Raw genomic sequence first — 26,334 nt, forward strand, 5'->3', positions numbered from 1 at the left:
AGGTGAAAAAGCACGCACTGATAGTTGTACCCCACTTTGTGGCGGTCTATAGCGCAGACGCATAACCATAAAAAGAAGATGTATCCGATATCCTCCGGTGATAACACCCGCTAAAAGCAATCTGCAATAATTTTATACCCAAGAGGCTCACCAGTTGTGATTAACAACTTGATAGATATTACCATAATCCCACGAGGTGGCACGGACAAGCTATGCTTGTCCGTGTTTTGTAATACTACCTAATGCAGTGTGCTTGCAATGGTCAGAATGGTATAGGTCTATCTGACAACGTTCAAAATGGATAATTCGTAAACCATGGTGTGCAAGGTCAACACGGGCAAACGGAGTTTGTCCGTACCACCCTGTTATCAATTTAACAGTCACATTTTATGAGCATCATGAGTATAAACAAGGAAATATTTGCAACAACAGACAAAATATGCTACAAATCTATTCCTATCAATTCAGGAACGAAGCAAAATGGAGCAATGATGAGATGAATCTAAAAGCCAATCCACAGAATCGCACCTATAAACTCCTTATCGTAATATTTGCAGTTATTATCCTGGTGTTTTCCATATTACCTGTTTGTAACTATTTTCGCGGCAGCACCAAGGACTACGACAGGTTTTATCAAACAGGACAGAGTGTGCTTTCCGGCGGGGATATTTATGTCAAGGGAGGTCAAACATTCCAGTTTATGTACCCACCGACCGCGGCCATTCTTTACGCTCTTATGAGTATGTTTGGTTTACTCCCAATGATTGTGATTTTTGTCATTGCAAATTCGGCGTTATGGATGGTGAGTATTTTTTTGTCAGTGTATCTGACGACCGGAAAGATATTGCAGCAACATCCCCTTCTCTATCTGGCGCCAACCGCATGCTGCATCCCGTTTGTCTGGGATATTTATCAATTGGGACAACCAAATCTGTTGCTGCTGGTATGCATGCTCGGTGCATTTGTTTACCTTCAATTGAAAAAGGAGTGGCATGCCGGCGTTTTCATCGCTTTTGCAGCTTCACTTAAGGCATTCCCCATCCTTTCCCTGGTATATCTGCTCTATCGGCGACGCTGGAAAGCGGCATTATCTACCGTGGTGTTTCTGGTCTTTTTTCTCGTTGTATTGCCTATTCCGTTTCGTGGCTTCCAACGCAACCTTCAGGATCTTATAACCTGGAACAAAGGCATGGTTTTGCATTATGATACCGATTCGATTGCCCAACGTCCCGGCCGCGGGTACAGTTGGAAAAACCAATCCCTCATTGCCGTTGCAAACAGGCTGTTACGTCCTGTAGACGCTTTTCACTCAAAAACCAGGCCTGTTTACGTAAATCTAGCAACTCTTGAATTTAAATACCTTAATGTAATTATCATAGCTACGGCTCTTGGTCTTTGTCTCTTTTATATCACCTCAATGCCGCACTCTGCACAGCGAACTATGCACACCGATTCGATTGAATATGCTATGCTGCTGATATTAATTTTGATCTTTACGCCGCTTTCATTTACGTACTTTTATGTTTGGCTTTTATATCCGCTCATGGTCGCTGTCCATATCCTGCTGGCCATGCCCTACCCGTCCCGGGCAAGGAATTTGACGCTCATCTGGTTTTTGGTGTGTCTCCTGCTCCTCAGCTTTATGTTGCCAATACCAGGATTTCGCTGGCTTGCGGCAATCGGCAGTACCTTGTATGCGTGCGTGTTATTGCTGGGAGGGCTTGGCTGGAAGCTGAGGCAGTTATGAAAGCGCGTCTCCGGAATGTATGCACACAGGTATCTGAGTAATCTGAAATTTGTGGTTACTTTTTAAGAAATGAATTCAACAACTCCAGTGAACAATACCCGCATAATAGCAGCGTGTATCATACTGTTTACGGCTGCTCTCTTCCTGTTCAATACAGGGAAAAGGGACCTGTGGGCGCCCGATGAGCCGCGTTATGCACAGGTTTCCAAGGAAATGAGGGAAACCGGTAATTTTATCGTCCCTCATTTAAACAGTGCGCCTTATCCTGATAAACCCCCGCTCTTATTTTGGCTCATCAATGTATTTTCACTTCCTTTCGGAAAGATTACGGCATTATCTTCCCGCCTGCCTTCAGCCTTTACAGGTATCGGTTGCTGTCTGGCAATATTTTATTTTGGTAAAAGATTATATCAAAACACACGAATAGGTCTGCTGTCTGCCCTCATTCTTGCCACCAGTTCAAAGTTCCTCTGGATGGCCCATCGCGTGGCATTTGATGTCCTCCTTACGTTTTTTGTAACAATGGCGATACTGTGCTTTTATAAGGGATATACAGAACAAAAAAGCAGGGGAAAAAATTATACACTTTTTTATATTTTCATGGCCCTGGGAGTCCTTACGAAGGGGCCTGTTGGTTTTATCCTTCCTTTTTGTGTTGTATTAACGTATCTCCTCTTGAAGAGAAATATGGGGATTTTAAAAGAAACATATCCCTGGACAGGTGGGTTGATATTTGTCTTTATTGTATTCACGTGGGTCTGTCTGGCAGGTATCTACGGTGGTAAAGAATATACTTATCAAATCCTTTTTAAACAGAATGTCGGGAGATTCGCCAGTTCATTTGCCCATAAAAGGCCAATGTATTATTATTTCATCTATTTTCCGGTTAACTTTTTACCCTGGGGTGTCTTTATCCCAAGCATTGCAATATATCTGTTTTCAAAAAAAAGGAAAGGAAAAGATCAGGAGTATTCTGTTGCCTCTTGCTTGGTTTGCCGTTATTTTTGTTTTTTTTCCGTTGTATCAGGAAAAAGGGATATCTATGTACTTCCTCTTTACCCTGGCGCAGCCTTGCTTACTGCCTGGTTTTTGAATGAATTTGTTGAACAATTCCGGGAGAAACCTTTTAAAAAAATAGGTTATTATCCATGCTATACCCTGTGTATCGTATCGCTGGCATCTGGAATTATTTTACCGGTCGCAGTGTACAAAATCTTTCCTCAGTATACGACCACAACAATTCCGTTTGTAATAATTCTCCTGATCGGCGGCTTTGCCATGTTACGTTTTGTAAAGTACGCCAGGATAATTCCTTTCCTGTTTACCCTCATTTTTGTTATTTTTGCCGTTTTTACCATGAGTACCTTGCAGGCTATTCCTGTTATGAACCAGTATAAATCAGCAAAAGAAATTTGCGATAAGGCCAATTCTATGATAAAATCCGGAGATAAATTGGCCATGTACAATTTCTTCAGAGACCCTTACCTGTTCTACACAAACAGGAATTACATAGAAGTTATAAATGGGCTGGATGCCTTAAAACAATTTCTGAATACAACCGAACGGGTGTTTCTTTTTATTCAGGAGAAGGATTTCAGGGAGGTATCAAAATCTCCTGAAATGCCTCTCTTTGTGCTGGGAAAAGATTCCGTAGGACACAGAAACATCCTTTTCATCTCAAACAAGGAGAAGTAAACCCGATGCGGCGCAGCCGCAACCAAAAATGAGTTACCTGGTACCAGGTAACAAATGCCATCGTTTGTTTTTTGACTAATTCAAAATTCAAATACTGAAATCCGGAAATACCCCTCTTCAATTCCTTTCTTATTTTTCTTTTCTCTAATTCGTTTTAAAATTGACATGGGAATAAAATATGAGTAGTATAATTTTTTTTATAAAATTCTTGATTTTACCTCTATGAGTATTTCACATATAGACACCGATATATTAATTATCGGCGGTGGAGCGGCAGGATGCTTTGCCGCTGTGGAGATTTACAAAAAATCCCCTACCTGTAATGTTGTTGTAATGGAAAAGGCGCATATCGAGCGCAGCGGTTGTCTGTCCATGGGGTTAAATGCCATCAATGCCTATTTACATGCCGGACAGACCCCTGAATCATACGTTGCGTTTATAGAGCGGCAGTTTGAGGGCATTATAAGAAAAGATCTGGTTTATAGCATTGTAGAAGGACTCAATGAGGCCGTCAAGGATGTAGAAGGGATGGGGCTTCCCGTTGAAAAGAATGAGGACGGCACATACAAGATGCGCGGAAAACGCAGTATCCGTATTTTTGGTGAACGGTTAAAACCCATCCTTGCAGAGGCTGTACAAAAAACCTCAGCCCTGGTGTTAAATCGTGTTGTAGCAACAAATTTTATTTACGATGGCAACCGTGTTTGTGGAGCATTTGGATATGGAGTAAAAAACAGTACGTTTTACGTAATCAGGGCAAAAGCTGTTATTGTGGCGACTGGCGGCGCTTCGGGTATCTATAAACCAAGCAATACCGGGGAGGCACGACATTTAATATGGTATTGCCCCTGGAATGCGGGAACGGGATATGCCATGGGAATACGTATCGGAGCGGAAATGACGAGTTTTGAGAATCGGTTTGTTGCTTTGCGGGTAAAGGATGTAAATGCGCCAACTGGTACCATTGCCGTAGGCGCGCGTGCGAAACAGATCAATGCGCGCGGAGAGGATTATCTGGAACGCTATTACAAACACCTGGGGGGAAACAAGTGTCTGACACAACACAGACTTCTGGCAACAGTAGAAGAAAAGAAAATGGGTCGGGGCCCCTGCTATCTGGATACAACTACTATGAACGAGTCCGATGAAAGAAGATTAAAAGAAGATTTTTTGAATATGAATCCTCAGATTATCCTTTTGTGGGCGAGCAAGGGCATGAATCCCCGGCATAAGCCTGTAGAAATTCAGGGAACAGAACCTTTTATTGTGGGTGGCCATTGTCAGGCAGGATATTGGATTGATAAAGAAAGAAGGACAACCATTCCTGGTCTTTACGCTGCCGGGGAGGTAGCGGGAGGCGCGCCGAAAAAATACGTAAGTGGAAGCTGGGTTGAAGGACGCATTGCGGCAACGACGGTCATGAAAGACATAAAAGATGTAACATTAAAAAATATAGACAGCGGGGTGATCCGGGGAGAAAAAACCCGAGTCCTGGCCCCTTTAACGAAAAAAACAGGCACATTACCCCTGGAGGTACGGGAACGACTTCAAAAGATCATGGATGAATATGCCGGGGGCATTTCCATGAATTACGCGCTTCATGAGGAAAGGCTGCTGGAAGCAAGACGATTGTTAAAATGCCTAAAGGACCGCATGAAAGACGTGGCAGCCGTAAATAATTATCATCTGGTTGAGGCCTTAGAATGTATAGACAGAATTGATGTTGCAAGGGTGCTGGTAGAACATCTGATCTACCGCAAAGAGTCGCGATGGGCATGTTATCAGACCAGACTGGATTATCCACAAAAAGATAATAGCCGGTGGCTTACCTTTGTTAATTCCATTTATAATTCAACTATGGACGAAATAAAAATGGTGGAAAGGCCTTTGTGCTCATGAGTATCTACATCGATGAAAACATTTGTAACGGATGCAAAGGATTGCCAGAGGCACGATGTGAACGCATTTGTCCCGGAGACTTATGTTATCGCAAGGAAAATACGAAAGCGGCGATTCGTGACCAGTCTGCATGCTGGACCTGTGCATGCTGTGTGAAGGAATGTCCGGTGCAGGCAATTGAACTGAGGCTGCCTTTCCAGGTGTGCAGCGACGGATCTTCTTTAAAAGCGCGACTGAAACGTGACAAAACGATTTGGACAATATGGGATGCCGAAGGACATCAAGAAGAATTTATTATTCAGGCAAAATGTTTGAAAGGAGATTAAAGAATGGCAGTAAAAAACATTGCCCCGCATGGGGGTAAACTTGTCAATAGAATTGTTTCTATGGAAGAACGGGAAATGTTGCTGGATAAAGCCACTCACTACGACATGAAAAAAATCCAGCTCAATTCTCGTGAGATGTCAGACCTCGACATGATTGCGGTCGGGGCAATGAGTCCGCTGGAGGGATTTATGTGCAAAGCGGATTATGATAATGTGGTGGACAACATGAGGTTAGCCAATGGATTACCATGGTCAATCCCGATTGTTCTCGCAGCCACAAAGGAGGAGGTCGAAGGACTCAAACCAGGCAAGGATGTTGCCCTTATGGATCAAGCTAACGAGGTGATCGCTATTTTACATCTGGAGGAAATCTTTCATCACGACAAACCGAAAGAATCCTTAGAAGTCTATGGCGTTGATGATAAAAAACATCCTGGCGTGGATTATGTTTATAAAATGGGAGAATATCTTTTGGGTGGTAAGGTTAGTGTAGTCAACCGAACAAAACCCTCCGATTTTTTATCATATCGGCTGGACCCACTTGAGCTGAGGGCATTGTTTGTGAAAAAGGGCTGGAGGCGCGTGGTTGGATTCCAAACTCGTAATCCTGTACATCGCGCTCATGAATATATCCAGAAATCCGCCCTGGAGATCGTGGATGCCATCCTTTTGCATCCTTTGGTAGGAGAAACAAAAAGCGATGATGTGCCTGCTGATGTGCGGATTAAGAGTTATGAAATTCTTTTAGAGAAATATTATCCAAAGGACAGGGCAATGTTATCTGTTTTTCCCGCAGCTATGCGGTATGCGGGGCCTAGAGAGGCCATCTTCCATGCCCTCGTGAGAAAAAACTATGGCTGTACACACTTTATTGTGGGGCGAGACCATGCGGGGGTAGGAAATTATTACGGAACATTCGACGCCCACTATATCTTTGATGAATTTGATCCGCATGAGATAGGAATTACACCGTTATTTTTCGATCATACGTTCTATTGTAAGGCCTGTAACGGTATGGCTTCCTATAAAACATGTCCTCATGATTCATCCAATCATGTCATTTTGAGTGGCACAGAAGTCCGTAAAATGCTGAGTACAGGGCAAGCTCCGCCACCCACCTTTACAAGACCAGAGGTTGCAAAAGTACTGAGTGAATATTACCAGAAGTTAAAATAGCTTTCGTAATTATTTTGCCCAAAAGCCGGAGTGGTATAGGTGATAGAAACCATGATTAATGAGGCCTTCGGCTATTTTTCAATGTAGAGCGAAGAGGATCTTCGCTCTACAACTGCACCTTTGAAATTCCTATACAGCAAAAGTACAGGGGCGAACGACTGTTCGGCCCCTGTACTTTTGACAATACTGAATCACAGGCATTTAAGTTTGTTTATAACCCTTTCGCAACGGTAATGCCTCTCGTCGCAACAAATGATTTGACGGTCACAAGGTCATGATCGTCCCGTGCAACAATCGTTACTATATTAGGTCCTTCCTTCAAAAGCAGGTTTGTATTAATTTCCAGCCGGCTCTGTTCTTTCTGTGCAGGAAATTTATTGGATTTGAAAAAAACCTTATCGTTATTAATCAGGACGTAGGCATGTTTCACATAGATATCGTCTTCTATGGTGACTGATAGTGGTAATTGATCATTTCCAAATAATACATTCGATAAGGATTTGCTCATGGTAATTACTGGCGGCACTCGTTGCAGAAAAGGTTCTAAAGCGCTCGGTTCGGTCCGTGCACCATTCGATTCAACAACCCCTTTTGCTGATACCCACCCGTACCGATCACCTGGAAGCGTTATCCGGAACCATTCCGGGTTTTTTGCATCATATGTCAAACAAGTTCCATCCTTCATCATTGATAACACCGGCGAATCAAAAGACGTTCCCCCATACAGTGGGGTATGATTTCTCCGCACCTTCACAAGACCGGAAGACGGGGTCATTTTCGACTTGCTTGCTACGACGGGGAAGGTGAGTTTGTTGGTTACGAACGTCCCGAAAATCATCTCGGAGATAACCACATCGACACTGAATTTGTCCAAAGGCATTATTTCCTTTACAACGAAAGACAGTTTTACTTCTTTTGTTTCTCCAGGACTTAATGTCCCGATTTCCGCCCTGCCGTTCTTTATGAAAACTTCCTTATTACTTAAATCTTTTAAGGTGACTACATTTTTTTCAGCAGTCCCTTCTCCAATGTTTTTTACGAGGACAAGGAGGTCTATATCCTCTCCTGTCTGTATTAATCCATCCCCATTATTTTTTGAGGAGTTCTTTACCGTATCCAGAATCTGATATGAATAAGCAAAAAGTGGCCGCAGAAGCGCCTCGGTAACTATATTAAATTTGATATCCTTGGGATTACGGCTATTCAATTCTTCAAACTTGATAGAGATTTCGTCTTCTCTGTCGAGAGAATTTTTGGGGATTTCTATTGTTGTAGAATATGACTTAGTACTTCCCGGATCTATTTTGCCGAGGATAAACTCGAGTTTGTCGAAGAGTCCGTTTTTGCTTGATGATATGCCGCGCAACTGATGCAATGGCGTTTCTCCGACGTTTGCCACGTTTATGGTAAGCGTAATCTTATCGCCGGCCTTTACTCGTCCGTTTGCAGGATTTGTGGAAAAAGAAACATTCGTTTTTGCCGTTCCAGTGCTTGTACCAGCAGACCAATCAATATCAAATTTTTGAAGCACTTGGGCAATTTTCTTTTCCTCCGACCTGGCAGTTTCCTCTATAATGGACGAAGAATTTCGCAAAAATGCTTCCCGCTGCCAGGCTGTTGCATTCGTAAGTAATTTTTTGGCAAAAATGACATGAAAGTCCGTGTTAAAATCCGGCAGTTTATAGGGATCCTCCGCCTCCTCCTCCGATTCTTCGGTTTTCTCCTTTTCCTTGGTTTCTAAATAGTACTTGAGGATGGCATAAGGAGTTTCGTCTTTGCGATGTTCATCAAGATGTTGTTTGAGGTCTTCTTCGCGGAGGGCAACAATGCCCCGGAAAAGGTTAATAGTATCTTTTGCAACGGTCACAGGGACTAGTTTAATGTCGGGTGTAATACCCACCGACTGAATATCAGTAGACAATGGGGTGAGATATTTAGCGATGGTTAATTTTAATGCCGAACCATCCATAAGTTCAATGAGCTGCTGTACAGAACCCTTGCCAAAGCTTCTGTCACCAACAATTACCGCACGGTCATTTTCTTTCAGCGCCCCGGCAACAATTTCAGCGCCTGAGGCGCTTCCAGCATCGACAAGCACCACGATTGGATAAAGCGCTTCGTCTGTATCAGTTTTTCTCGCTTCTTGTACCTCTTTTGGATGTCCACTCGGACCGACCGTGATAACAATGGCACCTTTCTCGAGAAATTTATCGGCAACCTCTATGGCTTGGTCCAAGAGCCCCCCGGAGTTATTTCTCATGTCAATAATCAACCCCTTTAATTTATTATTGGATGTTTTCAAACGTTTTAAGTGTTCGTTCAGACATTGAGAGGTATCGTCCTGAAAGTTTCTTATCTTTATATAGCCTAAATCACCTTCCAGAGATGCGGATTCTACCGTTGGAATAACAATAATTTCCCGTTTGAGAGTAACCAGCTTGGGCTGGGCTGCCTTTTCGGTGAAAACTGAAAGCGTAACTGCAGTTCCGGGATCCCCGCGTAATTTTCCAACGGATTCCGTAAGGTTCATGTTAACGGTTGACTCTCCGTCAATTTCAATGATTCTGTCTCCAGCCTTCATGCCGGCCCTTGCTGCTGGAGTGCCCTCAATCGGAGATATTACCGTAAGTACGCCTTCCCGCAAACCGACGACCATCCCCAACCCACCAAACTTGCCTGTAGTGCCTATCTTAAACTCATTAAACTCCTTGGGTGGCAGAATAACGGAGTGTGGGTCCAGTTGTGTAAGCATACCGTTAATTGCAGTGTATTCAATGTCGTTTGCGGTAAGAATTTCCAAGGGTTGACGATTCGTATTGATAAAGGCAAGAGCGTCCTGAAGAATCTCAATCATATCTTTAGAACGGTGAATTTTAGAAAGATCGTATGTTTTTGAAACATCATCGACAGTAACCTTTCCTGTGGTGGTACTTTCTGAAAAGTCTACCAATACTTCCGGTATAATCCTTTCCTCCCACGAAAGCGCCTCTTTAAGCATTTCCACTGTTTTGATACGCTCAGGGTCCACATACAATCTATTCACATAGGAACTAACTATCCCTGATAACCGAAACTTGTAATTCGTATCTTCCTTTGCTGCCCGTTTTTCAAAGTGCGGTTCCAATCCAAAGGTTGTATTAAAGCCTGTGAAAAAGCAGAAAAAAGAAGGCAAGGATAGGAATATTGTCAGCAAACAGGTAAAGGTAATTTTTGATTTCATGCGCTGTCCCTTTTGGAAAAAATGGTATTCTCGTGATTATTTTGAAGAAAAAGCAAAACGCCTTTTTTTCTCGCTGATCCAGTATGACGAGAGGATTTTTCTATACTTTTTCTTCTAACGACTTTACAGTTTTTCTTTTACTCTTAAGTATAAAAAGAGAGGAAATATTTATCAAGGAAATACTCATGGTATAATCTTTCCCATAATCACCGGCTCCTTTGCCCCTGTAGCGGAGGGGATATTATTTCGGTTTCCGGAAATCGTTTCATTGGCCAGGATGGCAAAGGCGAGGGCTTCCTTAACGTTGGGTGCGATACCAAAGGTATTGATGGAATATATTTTCATGGAAGGAGGAAAATATTGAATAAGAAATTTTATAAGGGTGGCATTATGGACTCCACCGCCTGAAACGATTATTTCAGATATATGATGCTTCGGTAAAATCCACTGCTTGTAACTGTCTGCAATGGTGCGCGCCGTAAACATGGTAACGGTTGCCAGGATGTCCCGGCCTTCGATGCCGGAACGTACAGCATTTTTGTACAGATTGTCCGCAAACGGTCTCCCGAACACTTCCCTTCCGGTAGTCTTTGGGGGAGACTCTATCAGATACGGGTGCGCAAGAAGGGCGGTCAAAAGCCTGTGATTTACCGATCCTGTTGCAGCGAGTCTGCCGCCCTGATCGAAGTGAGATGCATTATTTGTGACAAGCTCCGTAATGCGATCAATCACCATGTTGCCCGGCCCTGTATCGAAGGCGATTACGTCATCAATACCGCAGTCACGGGGCAGAAAGGTAACATTGGCAATTCCCCCGATATTTTGCAAGACACGCCCCCTTTCCTTATCTCTAAAGAGGATGAAATCAACATACGGAATAAGAGGCGCGCCTTGCCCGCCAGCCGCTATATCCCTCGGACGAAAATCGGCAACGGTAGTAATACCTGTCTCCTGGGCAATGACAGAAGGTTCACCAATTTGCAGCGTCGAAGAACTATACTGAGTATTGATAGAATCATCGAATATACCCTTTTTTCCTGAAAAGGGATTCGCCACAGAGGGAATAGAAGGATTGGGCAAGTGATAGATAGTCTGCCCATGCGAACCAATAAGGTCAATATCCGTGACAGGAACGCGTCCCTTGTTTGCAACGGATTTCGCTGCTTCCGCAAAGAGTTTCCCAAGGTAAAAATTGAGCTGGCAGACCTTATCAACTGTGCCCGTTTCGCGATTGCTGGTTTCAAGGATGGCGTTGCGAGTTGTCTCGTGATACGGATAGGTCTCAAAGTCCAGAATGTTTGCCTTTGTATCTATTCCATTCCCGGTAATTTCCACAAGGCAGGCGTCTATACCATCGGCAGACGTTCCCGACATGAGACCAATGACTTTTTTGGGGTCTTTCTGCCGTAACCGCAGGAGTTTATTTAACATTTTTGGGTTTAATGGTGAGGACTGGACCGGCTTTTATAGAGTTCTGCCTCACGATCAGCGTCACCAAGCATTCCCTTGGAACGGTACAATTCTTCGAGTACCTTGTGCACATCTACCATGTCAGGATTAACCTCAAGCGCTTTTTTAAGAGACGACTCGGCGTTGTTGAAGTCCCCTTTTTCTTTATATACCAGGCCAATGGCGTAATGAAAGTCTGCCATGTCCGGACGTACCGTCAATGCCTTTTGCCACACAGAAATAGCGTCATCCATTTTCCCGAGTTTCGTATAGGCAATACCCAAATTGTAATATATCTCTATTTTTTGCGGGTTAATTTCAATGGCCTTTGTCCATTCTGCAACAGCATCATTGAATTGTGCCTTTTTTGTATAAAGAATACCCAGATTGTATCGTGAATTTACTAAACCCGGATTCAGATCAATGGCCTTACTGAATGATTTGATCGCATCCTCCTCCTGCTTTTTGTGGACATACACAAGCCCCAAACCTTCGTGTGCCTCTGCATAATGGGAGTTAATGTCAAGGGCTTTTTTGAAGAAAGAGATCGCTTCGTCTGATTTCCCTTTTTTGTTGAGGATATTCCCTTGCCCAACAAGAGCTTCTACCATCGAAGGGTTCAGTTCCGATGCCTTTTTGTAAGCTGCAAGAGATTCATCAAGCATGCCCTTTTCATCGTATAAGAGACCCAGATTGTAATAGACCACTGCATCGTTTGGATTGGCTTCCAGAAGTCTTTTGTTCCTTTCAATTTCTTCATCTGCCATGGTTTTCTTGTGGACGGCAGGCACTTCTCCCTCAAACCTGATAGAGGCAGCATGTTGGGTTTCGGGTTGTGTGTCAGATTCTTTTTTTCCACAACCAAGGCTACAGCAAAAGAGAAACGTTATAACAGGAAGCAATGAAAGAATATATTTTCTAAAATGCACCATAAAAATCCTTTTCTTTAATATATTTTATAAGGTATCTTGATAAAGGACATTGTTTCCGGATTTCCGCTTTCAGAGGAATGCTAATTATTTTATTATATAGTGTAATGGCCATTCGTCAATCTGAAATTATGAATCGTTAACGAAAGCACTCTCATATGCAAAATCATGGTCTAACAAGGGCTTTGGGATTTTTCGATGTAATTTGTTTAGGCATTAATAGCGTAGTGGGCGCCGGTATTTTTTTATTACCAGGGCAACTTTCCAGCCTGGCCGGAAGAGATGCTTTATGGGTGTTTCCATTATGCGGTATCCTTTGCTTCGCTATTGCCCTGTGCTTTGCAGAAATGGGCGGCATGTATAATGAAACCGGCGGTGCATACCTTTATGCCAAAGACGCCTTTGGTCCATTTGTGGGTTTTTTCGTGGGCTGGATGATATGGCTTTCATCGATCATTGGATGGGCCTCGGTTGCGAGCGGTTTTGGCCTTTATTTGGGTTATTTTCTCCCAACAGAAAATGCGTGGGCAAGCAAAATAATTGTTACCATCCTGATTGTAGGGTTAAGTACCATTAACTATTTTGGGGTAAAACCAGGGGCAAGGACGATTAATTTCTTTACCATAGGAAAACTCTTGCCTTTGCTTATCTTCATTGGTGTGGGATTATTTTTTATCCGCAAAAATAATTTTTCTTTATTAAAGGGGAATGAATGGGAATTCATGAGGAAAGAGGGACTGGCAGTATTTTCTCATGAAAATTTTAGTGCAGCAGCCATTATGGCTTTGTATGCCTATACCGGGTTCGAGTTTGTCGTAGTACCTGCCGGAGAGATGCGGTGTCCCCAAAAGGACATTCCGCGTGTACTGTTTTTTGTACTGATGCTCGTTACCGGTTTGTATGTTACCATTCAGATCGTAGCCACAGGGACGTTTCCCGGACTTGCCTCATCAGACAAACCTTTGGCAGACGCTGCGAGATATTTTATGGGGGCGATGGGTGGCGTCATTATTGGCACCGGGGCTTTGCTTTCTATTGGGGGTATCAATGCCGGGATTGCCCTGACCAGTCCCCGGAGTCTTTATGTGCTTTCTGTCGATGGATTTCTTCCCCGAATATTTTCCAGTATACATCCGACATATCATACCCCTTATTGGGCCATTATCGTCAACACGGGTTTAACGCTTATATTAAGCTTAACAGGCAGTTTCAAATATCTGATTGCGGCAAGTGTTATGGTAAGTATCCTCCAGTATATTCCCACCTGTTTGGCTGTCATTATACTGAGGAGACACAAACCAGAGTGGGAGAGGAGTTACAAGATACCTGGTGGGTACTGTATTCCCATCTTAGCATTGGTGATTTGTGGTTGGCTGATATGCCATGTGGAGCCGAAAGTAATAGCGGCAACGGCTGTAGCGATTGTTGTATCGTTGCCGTTTTATTTTAAGAGAAAATGAGTAAGATGAATTCATTTGAAAGATACCATAAATATTTATAAAATATTTATGCTGATACATGCAATAAATTTGTGGAGAGAATACATGTCTAGAACAACCATAACATTGCCCAATTCATTGTTGGACGAATTGATGTCAGAAGTTGAGGCAAAAAGCAAAACCGAGGCCGTTGTAAAAGCCATTAAAGATGAAATACGGATGAAAAAGATGGAAAAAATAAAGGCAATGGCTGGCAAGATGGAATTCACAAAATCCGCAGACAAACTCAGGCACGAAGATGAAAGACTCAGGTAAGATTCTGGTTGATACATCGGCATGGATTGAGTTTTTTAAAAAAAAGACCCCTATTATAGGGGTGTTTTGGAGTTAATAGATAATGCCAGGATTTGTTGTGTGGGGATTGTGTTTGCTGAGTTGTTACAGGGTGCAAAGTCCCAAAAGGAGCTTGACGTCTTAAAGGAGTTTTTGTATGTATTTGATTTTCTTCCCGAAACTACGGAAATGTGGAGAAAAGCTGGCGAGTTGTCTTATTTACTCCGGCAGAAAGGCAAGGTGGTTGGACTTTCGGACTGTTACATTTCTGTAACTGCAAGTTCAAATAATGCAAAACTTTTAACTCTGGATAGACATTTTGAGGTCATTGGAAAAGAAACCGGGTTGAATTTATATGAATTTTAAGCACCCATTTGATCATGATAAGGATTTTACACATACTACTCGTTAGTGCACTGGCGGTTATCACTTTTCTCAATTCACTGGACAACGCCTTCGTCTATGATGATGTCTTTACCATAACCAATAATTATTTCATCAGAGATTGGGGGAATTTTCCGGCCTTATTTACTCATGATTATTTTAACAGCTCTGGAGAAGTTACCTATCGTCCTGTCGTTACCCTTTCTTATTTCATCGATTACTCGATATGGCGACTCAACCCCCTTGGGTTTCACCTGACCAATATCCTGCTTCATACCATCAGTGCAATACTTGTTTACACGCTACTTTCCCGCATAGTCAGGAACCGTGTCGTTCCGTTTCTGACAGGTATCTTATTTGCCGCACACCCTATATTAACAGAGGCTGTAAATGCAGTTAGTTACCGGGAAGACCTTTTAGCCGCTGTCTTTTTTCTTGTTTCCCTTTTGTTGTTTATTCAATCAACATTCCGAAATCTGCACTCTAAAATCCGCAATTACCTGTATCCCCTTTCCCTGTTTTCATACCTTCTGGCACTGTGTTCCAAAGAAATGGCAATTACCCTGCCTTGTATTATCATTCTTTTTGACTGGGTCTTTGGTGGTACTAACAGGATAAAGAAAAATGCTGTAAAATTTTATCTGGGATTTATGCTTATCAGCGGTTTTTATCTCTTTTTAAGATTCGTCTGGCTTCACAATCCTGTAGAGAAACAGTTGATGCATCCCGGTAATAGTTTTCTGGTAAACCTGCTAACCATGCCAAAGATTCTTGGGTCATATATAAAACTATTATTCTTTCCCGTCTGTTTTAATGCTGACTATATTGTACCGCACACCAAAAATCCGCTTGCAGCGACTTTTATTTGTAGCATTGCGCTTTTGAGCGCAATCGGGGTAATTACCTACAGATTGTATAATCATGCAAGGCATCTCTTTTTCTTTCTCCTCTGGTTTTTTGTTACCCTGGTTCCCACCATGAATATTATCCCTATAGCCAACATTATGGCAGAGAGATACCTTTATCTCCCCTCGGTAGGATTTTGTACGGTACTATCATGCATTTTAATAGGAATCCGGAGACAGGCATGCGCTTTTGTGCTACGGAAAGATGGGAAAATGGGAAGAGGGAAAAATGGGAGTCTCAACTTCACTGCCCCATACCTTCCCAATCGCTCAAATTCTAACCCCAACAGGGCGCTTTCCGTATTCACAACGTGTCTGATATTAACCCCGGCTGTCCTTTATTCACTATCCTCAATTAAGAGAAATGAAATCTGGAGAGACCAGCTTACGTTCTGGTCAAAAACCATAGAGGCTTCCCCTGATAGTTCCAGGGCTCGTAATAATCTGGGTATGATTTACCTCCAGGAAGACAAAACAGATTCAGCAATTCGTGAGTTTCAAACGGCAATAGCTATTGAGTCAGATCCTGAATATCATCACAATTTAGGGATGGCTTACCAGAAGAAAGGCAGGGGAGAAGAAGCACTGGAAGAATACCGTCATGTTTTAGCAGTAAATCCGAACTCTGCCATTACCCATAATAATATGGGCAATATCTTCATTGATAAAGGAAATCTTGATGAAGGCATTTCAAAATTCAAAGAGGCCATTCAATTAAAGCCAAATTACTACGATGCCCACTTCAATTTGGGACTTGCTTATTTCAAGAAGGGACTTTTGGACGCTTCCATGGATGAATTCAAGCTGGCCATCCATTACGAACCAGATCATGCCGAAGCACATAGCTGCCTTGGTACAGTCTATGCCAACAAGGGCTTATTTGATAACGCAATTAAGGAAATTGAGGAGGCCTTACGACTAAAACCCGATTATCCCAATGCATATAAAAACCTGGGGATAATCTATCTCAATTATAAAAAAGATGTTCAAAAGGCTTTGTACTTTTTCCACGAATTTCTGAGGTTGGATCCTAAGAATAAGGAGGCGGATGCGATAAGAAAGACTATTGAAGAACTTCAGGTATCGCGCTAAATATAATACGTTTTCTGCGGTCTTTGTAATAGGACGTCTATTTCCTTCTTTCTCTGTTCAAATTCCTTGTTGCCAGTTTAACGATATCGAAAAGACCTGAGAATCTAGCCGGGGCGTGTTGCCAAAGACAAAGATACGCCGGGGAGCGCCCCGTTCTTCTTCACCTAGGATATTGTAAAAAGGATAGTTTAAGGCCGTATGGATAGCGATATTGCCTAATGCAGAGCCATCGATGCCCACAACGACAAGGTTTTTAATTTTCTTTGATGCTTTATAAGTTTAAATTCCCGTTAAACTGCAGACGTCTGTCAACCTTATTTCTTAATTCATCTTCATCCAGGGCAAAGGAAGGGCAAATCTCGATTAAACCAATAACATTGCCTTGCGAGTCTGTGGGAATAGAAATGCCTGCCTCTCGCAGCCATCGTCCAAACAAATTAACCATATCCTGTCGCGATGTAGCCGGAGAGTTTTCCCCCTCCATATTTTTTACGGGTGAAAACTCATCTTCCCGAAGAACTTCCATGATCACGCTTTTCTGTACGTGTTTTAGTATATCAAAGATGAAACTCTCGAATTTAATGGCATTGTTCTTCTCCGGAATAATGGTCATACCATTTTCATTCAGATATGGTACCCTTTTTATCGCGGCATGATAAGGAGGCGTCTCTCCTCTCTGGTGTACTTTCTTAAGAAACTCAATGTTCATCATATGTACCGCAATATTCGCGGCATTAAACGTTAATGTGCCATCCTCTTTTTTTGCATACATATCCTCCCGGCTCAGTTCACTGTATTCAATCACCTGTAAATGCCCGTTGATGTTCACTACAATTCCCACCTTTTCTTCGGGGTGGCATTTTTTTACAATTTTCAATGACATCTCTGCATGGTTCATGAGATGATAGCCAACAAAAATGGGATCGGCAATCTTTATCAATACGTTATCCACCTGATGATAGAAGATATGCTTAATACCCCGTCTCTCCATGTCGTCAAGAATGCCTTTTTCTCCGAGAGCAATGATTGTTCCCCCATGACCATTAGGACTCATTACAATATTTGATTTAGAATCCATGAGTAAATTTCCCTGAAGGTCCACAACAGGGAGCATACCCTGGGTAAAAAAGCACACCTGTTGAGGGTCTAACCCAAAGAACCGGTGCGACTGAAAGAAACCTTGAGTCGTAGGGCCATTGTTTTCACTCGTCATGATATACCACGGAATGCAGATGCTGTACCTTTGTTGAATTGCACGTATCTTTTCTGCATGCAGTTGAAAGATGCTCTTTCTGACAATTGGCGTAATGGGAAACGTCCCCTTAGGGCCATTGATTCCTAATCTTGTTCCATCTCCACCAGCGACGGTAAGGATGGCAACCTCGCCTTTCCGTAAAGAACCTTCTCCAATCTGTTTCGCCCTTTGTGCAGTTCCTTTTTCAAAATCGTTTTTGGGAATGGGTATAATGTGTGGCGGAGTTATATTACCCCGAACTGGTTGTGGGGTCTTCAAAAGGGCATCGTTGACAAGATCCTTTATCAGGCAGAAATCAATAGAGGCTGTCTGGCTGATCAGCTTCTTCTTTTCTGAAGGGGTTATTTCATTCCACCATCTGAAGATATGGGCTTGTCCCGCATCAAAGGCATTCTTAATATAACTTTTGTAGGCTGGATACTCTTTTTCCGGTGTTTTTCTCTGTAAGGTTTTATTATTAACCGGAGAATCAATAAGAGAATTAGGAAGATTCATGAGTACTTCTCCTGATAGTGAGTTAATAAAACAAAGATAACTATCTGATTTTTTATTGAATATCTATGCTCTTTCATTCCAATGTATGATGTTGATCTACATTTTTTCTTTAATGTTATACCACAATGTTATACCACCTTTTGCCTCTTGAGATGTTATTAATAGCTCACTTTTTCAAAAAGTCCACAAGACAGATTAAAATCTTTAAACTTATCAGACCGGTTAAGTATTAAAAAGCTTTTTGGTGATTAGAGGAATTATCGACAAAAATGCTAAGAATTTTATAAGAATGAAATGATTATAGGTCTAAATTATTTACAGTTACACGTAAAACACCTTTGCAAACATCCTTTAAAACAAAAAAGCCTTACTGCAAAGATATTTATTTAAAAACATCTTCGGCAGTAAGGCTATCTTACAACACGTCCTTGTAAGTTTAAAGACCCTTTACTTTGCGCCCCCTGATCGCTCAGGGTTTGCCTTTGTCGTAATGTCTCTTTTATTTTAGAATTGCTTGTCTTATACCATTTATAAAATCATCTGTCAAACAAAAATTTAAACATTTTTAATCATAGGTCAATTCATAATCTATGGAATTATAACTAATTTCTCTTCAATAACAAGGATTTTTGCATCTAACATATTTAACCCTTTTGGGAATTTACCCTTGAAATAACTCTGGAATAACAGTAACCTTAAGCGTAATACTTATAATCGGAAAAAGAGAAAATATTTTTAATGAAAAAAACAGTAATTATTATCGCGATCATTGTCGGTTTTGTAATCGGAATAACAGCAACTGCTTACATCCTTATCAAACGGGCAACCTCTGATGAAGCAATAAAGGGCCGTTTGTTAAGCATGTTGAGAGATTTTGGAGAGGCTAAAATTGATCACGCGCATATGGATTTTTTAGAAGGGATTGAAATCGATAATCTATCGTTTGTTGGGACATCGGAGGATGTCCGGGGTAAGTCTCTTAAAATCCCCAAGATCGTATTAAAATACAGTCCCAAAAGTCTTTTCAAAGGCAAGCCCGTCATTATCAATGCTATTATTATTGCCCCCGAATTGACCGTAGAAAAACCAACAGACATTTGGTCACTCCTTGATGCCATCAAGGCAAACTTTGATAAGCTGGAAATGCCTGCCTATACGGACGCATTAAGGCAAGGCATAGAGATCCGGAACCTGAAGATCCATATCAAAGAAGACCCTCAGGCAAATAGCCCGGAAATCAAGCTATCGGGAATTGATATCACGTTTCTCCCATACGCTGGCTCTTTTCAAGACCTTTTGATCAAAGGAGATATCAGTGATGAATTTTTGGGGAATTACTCATTTACCATGAAACTGTATCCCGGCATCCCCAAACTTGATGTTGAGGCCTATGCAAATAATATTGAGATGAACGAGGACTTTTTGAGTAGATTTCCTTATATTGGCAAGATGCTCTGGAACGATTATAAACCCACGGGAAAGGTCAGCGTATCCTGTAACGCGAGTTTTCATAATCGGGATCAGCAAAAAAAGATGGACTATGGAATCAGCATCCACATCAACGGACTGGAGGCTATGTATACAGATTGGCCGATCCTGATTTATAATCTGAATGGCGAGGTAGAATTGAATCCAGAAAAGCTGTATCTTAAGGGGCTTGTGGGTTATATCAAATGTGGAAACTATACCTCTCAGGCCGAATTCAAAGGAGAGTTTAATCTCTATGGCCCTCAAAAAACCTTTGTAATAACGATTCCTAATTTATATGTAAATCAGGAACTGCTGGAAAATATACCTGAATTCGGCAAACAGGTATGGTCAAAGGTGCAGCCTATTGGTTTAGTAGGCCTGACCCTTCAGCATAACGAAGGGGAAAATCAGGAACGTAATTATTTCCTGACGGTGAATTGCAAGGGATTAGAAATAAAACCTCAGGATTTTTCCCGGCCTATATCGTATGTGAATGGAGAGTTCAAGTTAGCCAATAACGTCATCGTGTTTAAAAATACCAGTGGTTTTATCCAATGCGGGGATCAGTCTGTTTTTGCTGAAATGAATGGCGTTTACGACATGAATAGCGGCCGAAAGATATTCAATCTCCATGCCCCGCACCTATCCATCACAGAGTCCTTTTTGAAGGACCTCCCCAACAAGGAAATTGGTGAAAAGCTTTGGACAAATTTGCATCCAGCAGGAACGGCAGATATTAGCGCCAATTTTCAAGGTTTCGGCGAAAAGAAGGCCGATGATTATACCATGGAGATCAACCTCAAGGATTGCGAGATTTTGGCCGGCGCATATAACATCCCTCTTTGGGGGGTGTCAGGAAGACTGGAGATCAATAAGAGGGGATTTTTCAGCAAGCACATCGACGCCAAATGCTGTGGAGGACATGTAGAAGGGACGCTATCTATCCAAACAGACACTAACCCGCATCAATACAAGGGAGAATTAAATTTTTCAAGGGTTGCGCTGGAAGAACTGTCTCAAAAGGTCACAAAAACAGAAAATTCGTTGTCCGGGTTGCTTTACGGCAACATAAAATTTCAGGGAAATGGCACAGATCCCAAAAATTTTCACGCTGAGGGACAAATCAATGTAAATGAAGGGTATCTCACTGAGGTACCTATCATCCTGAGCGTTTTTGACTTTCTAAACCTCAGTTTATCTAAAAAGGAAAGTTTTCACAGTGCAAAAGCAAAGTTTATGGTCAAAGATGGCATAATTCATATTGAGGACGGAAGGGTCTTTAGCGATACAATAGAACTCAATGGTCGTGGAAATATCAATTTTGACGGTAATATTCACATAGATGTTGTTGCCGGATTCAACAAGGGCTTATTTTCTCAGCTTCCTATTGTGGGGAAGTTTTTTGACTTAGTGGTGGGTGGCGTGCGAAAACAGCTAACGATGGTAGAAATCAAAGGCACATACTCAAATCCAGAAAGCCATTCAGTCCCTTTTAAGCCCCTCACCCAGTCAATCAAGAACATGTTCGAGGTACTACCGAAGGAAAATCATGAAATTACAAAAGCCACCGAAGGCAGGAAAATAGAGAACGACTCTCTTTGATATATGCTGGAACATTTCTTTTCACCAGGAACAGTTGCTGTCATTGGCGCCTCCCGCGAAGAGGGGAAGGTAGGATACGATTTACTCAAAAATCTGGTCACGTATGGGTACAAGGGGAAGGTCTACCCGGTAAATCCCCATGCAGAGAATATCCTGGGCATCAAGACCTACACAAGCCTTAAGGAAATCAACGACACGATTGATCTCGCGGTAATTGTTGTGCCCGCTCCACATGTGCTGAAAGTGGTGGACGAATGCAGCGCCAAAGGGATTGATTCGATCATTGTTATCAGCGCCGGCTTTAAAGAAAGTGGTATTGACGGGGCATCGAGGGAGCGGGAATTACATCAGAAAATCAAACAACATTCGGTACGTATGCTCGGACCAAACTGCCTCGGTTTGATCGATACGCAATCATTCCTCAATGCCTCTTTTGCCGCCGATATGCCAGCACAGGGTAATATCGCGTTCATTTCCCAGTCAGGGGCGCTTTGCACTTCAGTCTTGGACTGGGCAGTGAACGAATGTATCGGATTTTCCAAATTTATCAGCATGGGAAATAAAACCGACATTGATGAGGTAGACCTTATACAAGTTATCGATGAGGATATCCATACGAAAGTTATTCTTGGGTACTTAGAAGGGGTAAAAAACGGAACGGCATTTATGAATGCCGCAAAAAAAATCACGAAAAAAAAACCCGTGATTGTAATAAAATCCGGGGGTACAATGGCAGGCGCAAAGGCAGCCTCATCGCATACGGGAACATTGGCTGGCGCAGAAAATGCTTTTGATACGGCATTTAAACAGTCAGGAATTTTGCGTGCAAAAACAGCTGAAGAACTCTTTGACTATGCCAGAATATTCAGCCATCAGCCGCTACCCAAAGGACCACGCATAGCATTGATCACAAATGCCGGCGGACCAGGAATTATTGCAGCAGATGCGGTGGAACGGTCGAAACTGGAAATGGCGTCATTTTCAAAGAATACCATAGACCTCCTCCGCGCCGCCTTACCGGCTATGGCAAATATATATAACCCCGTCGATGTGCTGGGAGATGCAAAGGCAGACCGGTATAAATTTGTTATCGAAAAAGTAATAGAAGACCCCAATGTAGACACAATTCTTGTCATTTTGACGCCTCAAACCATGACGGAAATAGAAAAAACGGCAGAAGTAATAGGCGAGATTGCAAACCGTACCGACAAGCCCATCGCAACCTCCTTTATGGGCGGCAAACGGATTGGAACGGGCTTAGAGGTTATGCGACAGAGAAAAGTGCCCAATTATCCATTCCCTGAGCGTGCAATATCAGCCGTCGAAGCTATGTACAAACACACCTTATGGCAAAAAAAACCTGCGTCAAAAATAAAAAAATTCATTATTCAAAAAGAGAAGGCAACATCAATCGTTGAGAAAATAAGGCAAATGGGACGTCAATATTTGTGCGAAGATGAGGCAAAGCAGGTTATTGCGGCCTATGGCTTCAGGATTCCCCAAAGCATCCTTGCTTCCACAGAAGCAGAGGCAGTGCAGGCCGCGGAAGAGATTGGATACCCGGTTGTCGCAAAGATTTCTTCACCGGACATCCTTCATAAATCTGATTTTGGCGGAGTGAAAATCGGAATAAAAGATGCGGCAGAGATCCGGAGGTTTTTTTCTGATGTTACCCAAAAGGCGCAAAGGCTTATGCCATCAGCCGAAATAAAAGGCGTCCTGGTGCAACAGATGATTACAGGCGGCAAAGAGGTAATCCTCGGGATGTCCCGCGATCCACAGTTTGGTCCCTTGTTGATGTTTGGCCTCGGTGGTATTTATATAGAAGTGCTAAAAGACGTCACGTTCCGGATAGCGCCCATTGGGCCAAATGAAGCAGAAGAGATGATTCATGAGATTCGGTCTCTTCCGCTGCTAAAAGGTGTGCGTGGTGAAAAACCTGTGGATATAAATGCCCTTGTTGATGCTATTTTAAGGCTTTCTCAGTTGGTGACAGATTTTCCCGATATTCTGGAAATGGATATAAATCCCTTGATTGTTTTCCCTGAGGGAGGAGGCGCCATGGCCATAGATGCGCGCATGACGATATCGCAGACAGCAAATTATACTCAAAATGCTCACAAAATGTAAATTTTATACAGGGGGGTGGCACGGACAAACTCCGTTTGTCCGTGTTGAACTTGCATACGTTACCTATGAATCATCCATTTTGAAACGTAGATATACAACACAGTGTAATTATTGCAAGTCTAAATGGAAAGTGAAAATGCAAACTGTAACACAGGGGCTGGGTAACCCCGCCCTTACCTTTTTGCTGTGCTGTCAGGAGTTTCCTCCTGACAGTTTATAATATGTTTTTAGTTATGTATTTGGCACGAAAATACCTCTCACCCTAACCCTCTCCCACAAGGGTCAAGGGAACTTTCCCTCCCTTGGCTTCGTCGTGAGCTCTGTCGAACGATGGGAGGGATTAAGGAGGGTGATATATTTTCATGCCCTTTTGCGAGCTATTATGGCTCATGAATGTTTACTGTATAAAAGGGGGTTATTATGATACCCGTATTTATTGCCTCTGTTTCGCCCTTTTCCGGAAAGAACTTAATTTGTCTCGGCTTAGGATTAAAATTCAAGAGGGACGGCTACAAAGTCGGGTACTTTAAACCCGTCGGATTTTCACCCGTTCTTATTGAAGACATACTTACTGACGAGGACGCCGCCTTCCTTTCAAAGGCGCTGGAAGTTGATGGGCCGCTCCAATCCATTTGCCCTGTGGTGTTAACTGATGAAATTATTGGACGCCTGATACGTGGAGAGGAACTGAATATTCGCCAGAAGACGTTGACTGCCTTCAATCTTGCATCACAGGGAAAGGACATCATGGTTACGCGGGGGGTGGGAAGATTGTCGGGTGGCACGTGTCTGCGGTTTTCAGAATTGGATTTTATCAAGGAAACACATGCAAAGGTAATCTTTGTGGATAAATTCCAATCTTACATTGATACCCTTGACGGATTTATCTACGCATCAAAGATGTTAGGGGATCAATTGCTGGGTGTTGTGTTTAATTTGATCCCCTCAACAAAGATAGGTTATATACGGGAACTCCTAGTTCCCTTTCTCAAAAACCATGGTATTACTACCTTGGGAATTATCCCAAAAGACCCGATCCTTGGCGCAGTGCCAATCAGAGAAATTGTCGACACCCTTAACGGAACCGTTCTCTGTTGCGAGGATAAAACAGATGAATTGATTGAACATTTCATGATTGGAGCCATGAATGTCGAGAGCGCCTTGAGTTATTTTCGAAAGGTACCAAACAAGGCCGTCATTACCGGAGGCGACCGGAGTGACATTCAACTGGCAGCCCTCGAAACCCCCACAAAGTGTCTCATCCTCACGGGTGAACTGTATCCAAATGCCTCTATTTTGGGTCGCGCACAGGGGATTGGCGTACCGGTTGTTGTGGTGAGATCGGATACCGCAGCGACACTTGAGGCTTGCGAAAACCTTTCAGGGTACGTGAGCCTGCATTCGAGGTCTAAGGTACAGCGCGCCGCTGAAGTGGTAGCGCGGGAAATAGATTTTAAGACCATTTATGCTCAATTGGGGTTATCGAAATAAATATGACTTCAGTTATGGGAAATGCCGTAAGTAAGCTGCCATGCTTTTGTTGTAGCGGGACTGACCAAAAAGTTCCCAAATTCGATTTCTTTATACAACCATTTGCTCTGTTGTTTGCCAGAGATACACACTACAAGCCATGCCAAAATCTGCGAAGCCACAGATACATATCCCTGCTTACTACCCCTCCCGCTTACTATTGCAGGTGTCGGGCTCTGCTGGGACAAGTTTAAAGGTTATTCCCCCGTCAGACATCAATTTCTAGCGGGGCTTGTCATGAGGGACAGGCCTTGGGCGAAAAGCCTCAATCTGTTTTTTCCTAAAACAGATGGTTGATTAACAACTACACTTGTAGTATATTGTAAACATATGGAAATAGTTTTTGATTCTTCCACGCTGATACTTCTGGCAAAGATAGAAATATTGGGGATTGTTTCCGGAGATGTTCATATAATAATTCCCGAAATGGTAAAGGCTGAATGCGCCCGCAAAGATAGCCTTGATGCCAAATTGATTTCTGCTCTTATTGGTAACCATAAAATTGAGATAGTTACAGCAAATAAAAAGGCCGTTGGCATGCTGTGCAGAGATTTCAGAATTCACGCCGGTGAGGCTGAATCTCTTGCTGTTGCGTTAAAGAGACAATTATCGCTCGCAGTGGATGACTTGCCGACTATAAAAGCGTGCAAGATACTGAACATTCAATTTACAACAGCAATACACTTTTTAGTAAATATTGCAGAAAAAGAGAAAATTGATAAAGAAAGGGCAATCGTGAAACTTGAGAAGCTATCTTTATACGGACGATACAGTAAAAGAATAATAGATAATGCTACTAAAAGGCTGAAAGGAGACAAATAATGTCGGTAATAAGTTTAAGACTGAAAGACAGGGAGATAAAGAGAATCAACGAACTAGCCAGAATGGAACATAAGGATAAGTCCACAGTTGCGAGAGAACTGATAGATTACGGCTGGGAATTTCTGATGCTCAAACTTTACAGGGAGGGCAAGCTGTCTTTAAGCGCTCTGGCAGATAAGCTTGAACTTTCGGTAAGCGAGACAGTAGATTTATTGTCAGAATTCGGAGTTGAATCTCCCATAGATTATGACGATTATTTAAAAGGATTTGAGGTATTCAAATAAACATACATGCCGGAAACAAGCAAGGTGACGGATACAGATACCCGCTTACAACTGCAGGTTCAGGCATTGCAGGGACACGTTTAAAGGTTATTAATCCGCAATTTGGCTGAAAGCGGGAGATACTTTGCTCTATCAGATGGAATATAAAAGAT

General features: G+C 42.5%; 20 protein-coding genes and 1 riboswitch. Of the genes, 14 read left to right on the forward strand and 6 right to left on the reverse strand.

Annotated features, from left to right (window positions below; all coding sequences use genetic code 11):
- Positions 1-439: 439 nt before the first annotated feature.
- From BROSI_RS06210 to sat, 5 genes are all read left to right on the forward strand, one after another.
- Positions 440-1,747, forward strand: a complete 1,308-nt coding sequence (locus tag BROSI_RS06210; RefSeq protein ID WP_052562890.1) for a glycosyltransferase family 87 protein — start codon at positions 440-442, stop codon at positions 1,745-1,747.
- 69 nt (positions 1,748-1,816) lie between these two features.
- Positions 1,817-3,442 (forward strand): ArnT family glycosyltransferase, encoded by a 1,626-nt coding sequence (locus tag BROSI_RS06215; RefSeq protein ID WP_082059076.1) that lies wholly within the window; start codon positions 1,817-1,819, stop codon positions 3,440-3,442.
- Positions 3,443-3,664: 222 nt separating this feature from the next.
- Positions 3,665-5,341, forward strand: a complete 1,677-nt coding sequence (locus tag BROSI_RS06220) for an adenylyl-sulfate reductase subunit alpha (RefSeq protein ID WP_052562892.1) — start codon at positions 3,665-3,667, stop codon at positions 5,339-5,341.
- Positions 5,338-5,667 carry an adenylyl-sulfate reductase gene (locus BROSI_RS06225; RefSeq protein ID WP_052562893.1) on the forward strand — a complete coding sequence of 110 codons (330 nt, stop codon included), beginning with the start codon at positions 5,338-5,340 and terminating at the stop codon, positions 5,665-5,667. The genes BROSI_RS06220 and BROSI_RS06225 overlap by 4 nt, the downstream gene beginning before the upstream one ends.
- A 3-nt stretch (positions 5,668-5,670) precedes the next feature.
- Entirely contained in the window at positions 5,671-6,843 is a 1,173-nt protein-coding gene (gene sat / locus BROSI_RS06230; protein WP_052562894.1) for a sulfate adenylyltransferase, read from the forward strand.
- Positions 6,844-7,054: 211 nt separating this feature from the next.
- On the opposite strand, the gene BROSI_RS06235 is transcribed toward sat, so the two are convergent.
- The 3 genes from BROSI_RS06235 to BROSI_RS06245 all read right to left on the reverse strand — a co-directional run bounded on the left by BROSI_RS06235 (position 7,055) and on the right by BROSI_RS06245 (position 12,444).
- Positions 7,055-10,063: an MXAN_5808 family serine peptidase gene (locus BROSI_RS06235; RefSeq protein ID WP_052562895.1), complete on the reverse strand. Its 3,009-nt coding sequence runs from the start codon at positions 10,061-10,063 to the stop codon at positions 7,055-7,057.
- Positions 10,064-10,246: 183 nt separating this feature from the next.
- Positions 10,247-11,494, reverse strand: coding sequence for an anhydro-N-acetylmuramic acid kinase (locus BROSI_RS06240; protein WP_052562896.1), 1,248 nt, complete (start codon positions 11,492-11,494; stop codon positions 10,247-10,249).
- 8 nt (positions 11,495-11,502) lie between these two features.
- The gene (locus BROSI_RS06245; protein WP_052562897.1) at positions 11,503-12,444 is read right to left on the reverse strand and encodes a tetratricopeptide repeat protein; all 942 of its coding nucleotides are present in this window, start codon (positions 12,442-12,444) and stop codon (positions 11,503-11,505) included.
- A gap of 155 nt (positions 12,445-12,599) precedes the next feature.
- On the opposite strand from BROSI_RS06245, the gene BROSI_RS06250 reads away from it, so the two are divergent.
- The 4 genes from BROSI_RS06250 (at position 12,600) to BROSI_RS06265 (ending at position 16,594) form a co-directional block, all read left to right on the forward strand.
- Positions 12,600-13,901, forward strand: coding sequence for an APC family permease (locus BROSI_RS06250; RefSeq protein ID WP_052562898.1), 1,302 nt, complete (start codon positions 12,600-12,602; stop codon positions 13,899-13,901).
- Positions 13,902-13,985: 84 nt separating this feature from the next.
- On the forward strand, positions 13,986-14,195 hold the full coding sequence (locus BROSI_RS06255; protein WP_052565679.1) for a hypothetical protein: 210 nt from the start codon (positions 13,986-13,988) through the stop codon (positions 14,193-14,195).
- 66 nt (positions 14,196-14,261) lie between these two features.
- On the forward strand, positions 14,262-14,579 hold the full coding sequence (locus BROSI_RS06260; protein WP_200891704.1) for a PIN domain-containing protein: 318 nt from the start codon (positions 14,262-14,264) through the stop codon (positions 14,577-14,579).
- A 14-nt stretch (positions 14,580-14,593) separates the two neighbouring features.
- Positions 14,594-16,594: a tetratricopeptide repeat protein gene (locus BROSI_RS06265; protein ID WP_052562899.1), complete on the forward strand. Its 2,001-nt coding sequence runs from the start codon at positions 14,594-14,596 to the stop codon at positions 16,592-16,594.
- A gap of 57 nt (positions 16,595-16,651) precedes the next feature.
- Here BROSI_RS06265 and BROSI_RS06270 read toward each other — a convergent pair whose 3' ends face one another.
- Together BROSI_RS06270 and BROSI_RS06275 are read right to left on the reverse strand one after the other, a co-directional pair.
- The gene (locus BROSI_RS06270; protein ID WP_052562900.1) at positions 16,652-16,834 is read right to left on the reverse strand and encodes a hypothetical protein; all 183 of its coding nucleotides are present in this window, start codon (positions 16,832-16,834) and stop codon (positions 16,652-16,654) included.
- A gap of 31 nt (positions 16,835-16,865) precedes the next feature.
- Entirely contained in the window at positions 16,866-18,344 is a 1,479-nt protein-coding gene (locus BROSI_RS06275) for a UDPGP type 1 family protein (protein ID WP_052562901.1), read from the reverse strand.
- Between the two features lie 397 nt (positions 18,345-18,741).
- Positions 18,742-18,835, reverse strand: a riboswitch (cyclic di-GMP riboswitch).
- 247 nt (positions 18,836-19,082) lie between these two features.
- On the opposite strand from BROSI_RS06275, the gene BROSI_RS06280 reads away from it, so the two are divergent.
- The 3 genes from BROSI_RS06280 to BROSI_RS06290 all read left to right on the forward strand — a co-directional run bounded on the left by BROSI_RS06280 (position 19,083) and on the right by BROSI_RS06290 (position 25,037).
- Entirely contained in the window at positions 19,083-21,416 is a 2,334-nt protein-coding gene (locus BROSI_RS06280) for an AsmA-like C-terminal region-containing protein (RefSeq protein ID WP_052562902.1), read from the forward strand.
- Positions 21,417-21,419: 3 nt separating this feature from the next.
- On the forward strand, positions 21,420-23,546 hold the full coding sequence (gene acs / locus BROSI_RS06285; RefSeq protein ID WP_052562903.1) for an acetate--CoA ligase alpha subunit: 2,127 nt from the start codon (positions 21,420-21,422) through the stop codon (positions 23,544-23,546).
- Between the two features lie 420 nt (positions 23,547-23,966).
- Positions 23,967-25,037, forward strand: coding sequence for a phosphotransacetylase family protein (locus tag BROSI_RS06290; protein ID WP_052562904.1), 1,071 nt, complete (start codon positions 23,967-23,969; stop codon positions 25,035-25,037).
- A gap of 8 nt (positions 25,038-25,045) precedes the next feature.
- On the opposite strand, the gene BROSI_RS20180 is transcribed toward BROSI_RS06290, so the two are convergent.
- Positions 25,046-25,264 (reverse strand): hypothetical protein, encoded by a 219-nt coding sequence (locus tag BROSI_RS20180; RefSeq protein WP_162183224.1) that lies wholly within the window; start codon positions 25,262-25,264, stop codon positions 25,046-25,048.
- A gap of 142 nt (positions 25,265-25,406) precedes the next feature.
- On the opposite strand from BROSI_RS20180, the gene BROSI_RS06295 reads away from it, so the two are divergent.
- Positions 25,407-25,898, forward strand: a complete 492-nt coding sequence (locus tag BROSI_RS06295; RefSeq protein WP_052562905.1) for a PIN domain-containing protein — start codon at positions 25,407-25,409, stop codon at positions 25,896-25,898.
- Positions 25,898-26,182, forward strand: a complete 285-nt coding sequence (locus BROSI_RS06300; RefSeq protein WP_052562906.1) for a ribbon-helix-helix protein, CopG family — start codon at positions 25,898-25,900, stop codon at positions 26,180-26,182. Before BROSI_RS06295 ends, BROSI_RS06300 begins: the two co-directional genes overlap by 1 nt.
- Positions 26,183-26,334 lie beyond the last annotated feature (152 nt).

Source organism: Candidatus Brocadia sinica JPN1 (assembly GCF_000949635.1).
In the GTDB taxonomy this organism is placed as follows: Bacteria; Planctomycetota; Brocadiia; order Brocadiales; family Brocadiaceae; genus Brocadia; species Brocadia sinica.

Excerpts from the sequence above, each read along its gene's own strand:
- BROSI_RS06210 (WP_052562890.1), top strand. The coding sequence starts at position 440 with ATGCTACAAATCTATTCCTATCAATTCAGGAACGAAGCAAAATGGAGC.
- BROSI_RS06215 (WP_082059076.1), top strand. The coding sequence starts at position 1,817 with ATGAATTCAACAACTCCAGTGAACAATACCCGCATAATAGCAGCGTGT.
- BROSI_RS06220 (WP_052562892.1), top strand. The coding sequence starts at position 3,665 with ATGAGTATTTCACATATAGACACCGATATATTAATTATCGGCGGTGGA.
- BROSI_RS06225 (WP_052562893.1), top strand. The coding sequence starts at position 5,338 with ATGAGTATCTACATCGATGAAAACATTTGTAACGGATGCAAAGGATTG.
- sat (WP_052562894.1), top strand. The coding sequence starts at position 5,671 with ATGGCAGTAAAAAACATTGCCCCGCATGGGGGTAAACTTGTCAATAGA.
- BROSI_RS06235 (WP_052562895.1), bottom strand. The coding sequence starts at position 10,063 with ATGAAATCAAAAATTACCTTTACCTGTTTGCTGACAATATTCCTATCC.
- BROSI_RS06240 (WP_052562896.1), bottom strand. The coding sequence starts at position 11,494 with ATGTTAAATAAACTCCTGCGGTTACGGCAGAAAGACCCCAAAAAAGTC.
- BROSI_RS06245 (WP_052562897.1), bottom strand. The coding sequence starts at position 12,444 with ATGGTGCATTTTAGAAAATATATTCTTTCATTGCTTCCTGTTATAACG.
- BROSI_RS06250 (WP_052562898.1), top strand. The coding sequence starts at position 12,600 with ATGCAAAATCATGGTCTAACAAGGGCTTTGGGATTTTTCGATGTAATT.
- BROSI_RS06255 (WP_052565679.1), top strand. The coding sequence starts at position 13,986 with ATGTCTAGAACAACCATAACATTGCCCAATTCATTGTTGGACGAATTG.
- BROSI_RS06265 (WP_052562899.1), top strand. The coding sequence starts at position 14,594 with ATGATAAGGATTTTACACATACTACTCGTTAGTGCACTGGCGGTTATC.
- BROSI_RS06275 (WP_052562901.1), bottom strand. The coding sequence starts at position 18,344 with ATGAATCTTCCTAATTCTCTTATTGATTCTCCGGTTAATAATAAAACC.
- BROSI_RS06280 (WP_052562902.1), top strand. The coding sequence starts at position 19,083 with ATGAAAAAAACAGTAATTATTATCGCGATCATTGTCGGTTTTGTAATC.
- acs (WP_052562903.1), top strand. The coding sequence starts at position 21,420 with ATGCTGGAACATTTCTTTTCACCAGGAACAGTTGCTGTCATTGGCGCC.
- BROSI_RS06290 (WP_052562904.1), top strand. The coding sequence starts at position 23,967 with ATGATACCCGTATTTATTGCCTCTGTTTCGCCCTTTTCCGGAAAGAAC.
- BROSI_RS06295 (WP_052562905.1), top strand. The coding sequence starts at position 25,407 with ATGGAAATAGTTTTTGATTCTTCCACGCTGATACTTCTGGCAAAGATA.
- BROSI_RS06300 (WP_052562906.1), top strand. The coding sequence starts at position 25,898 with ATGTCGGTAATAAGTTTAAGACTGAAAGACAGGGAGATAAAGAGAATC.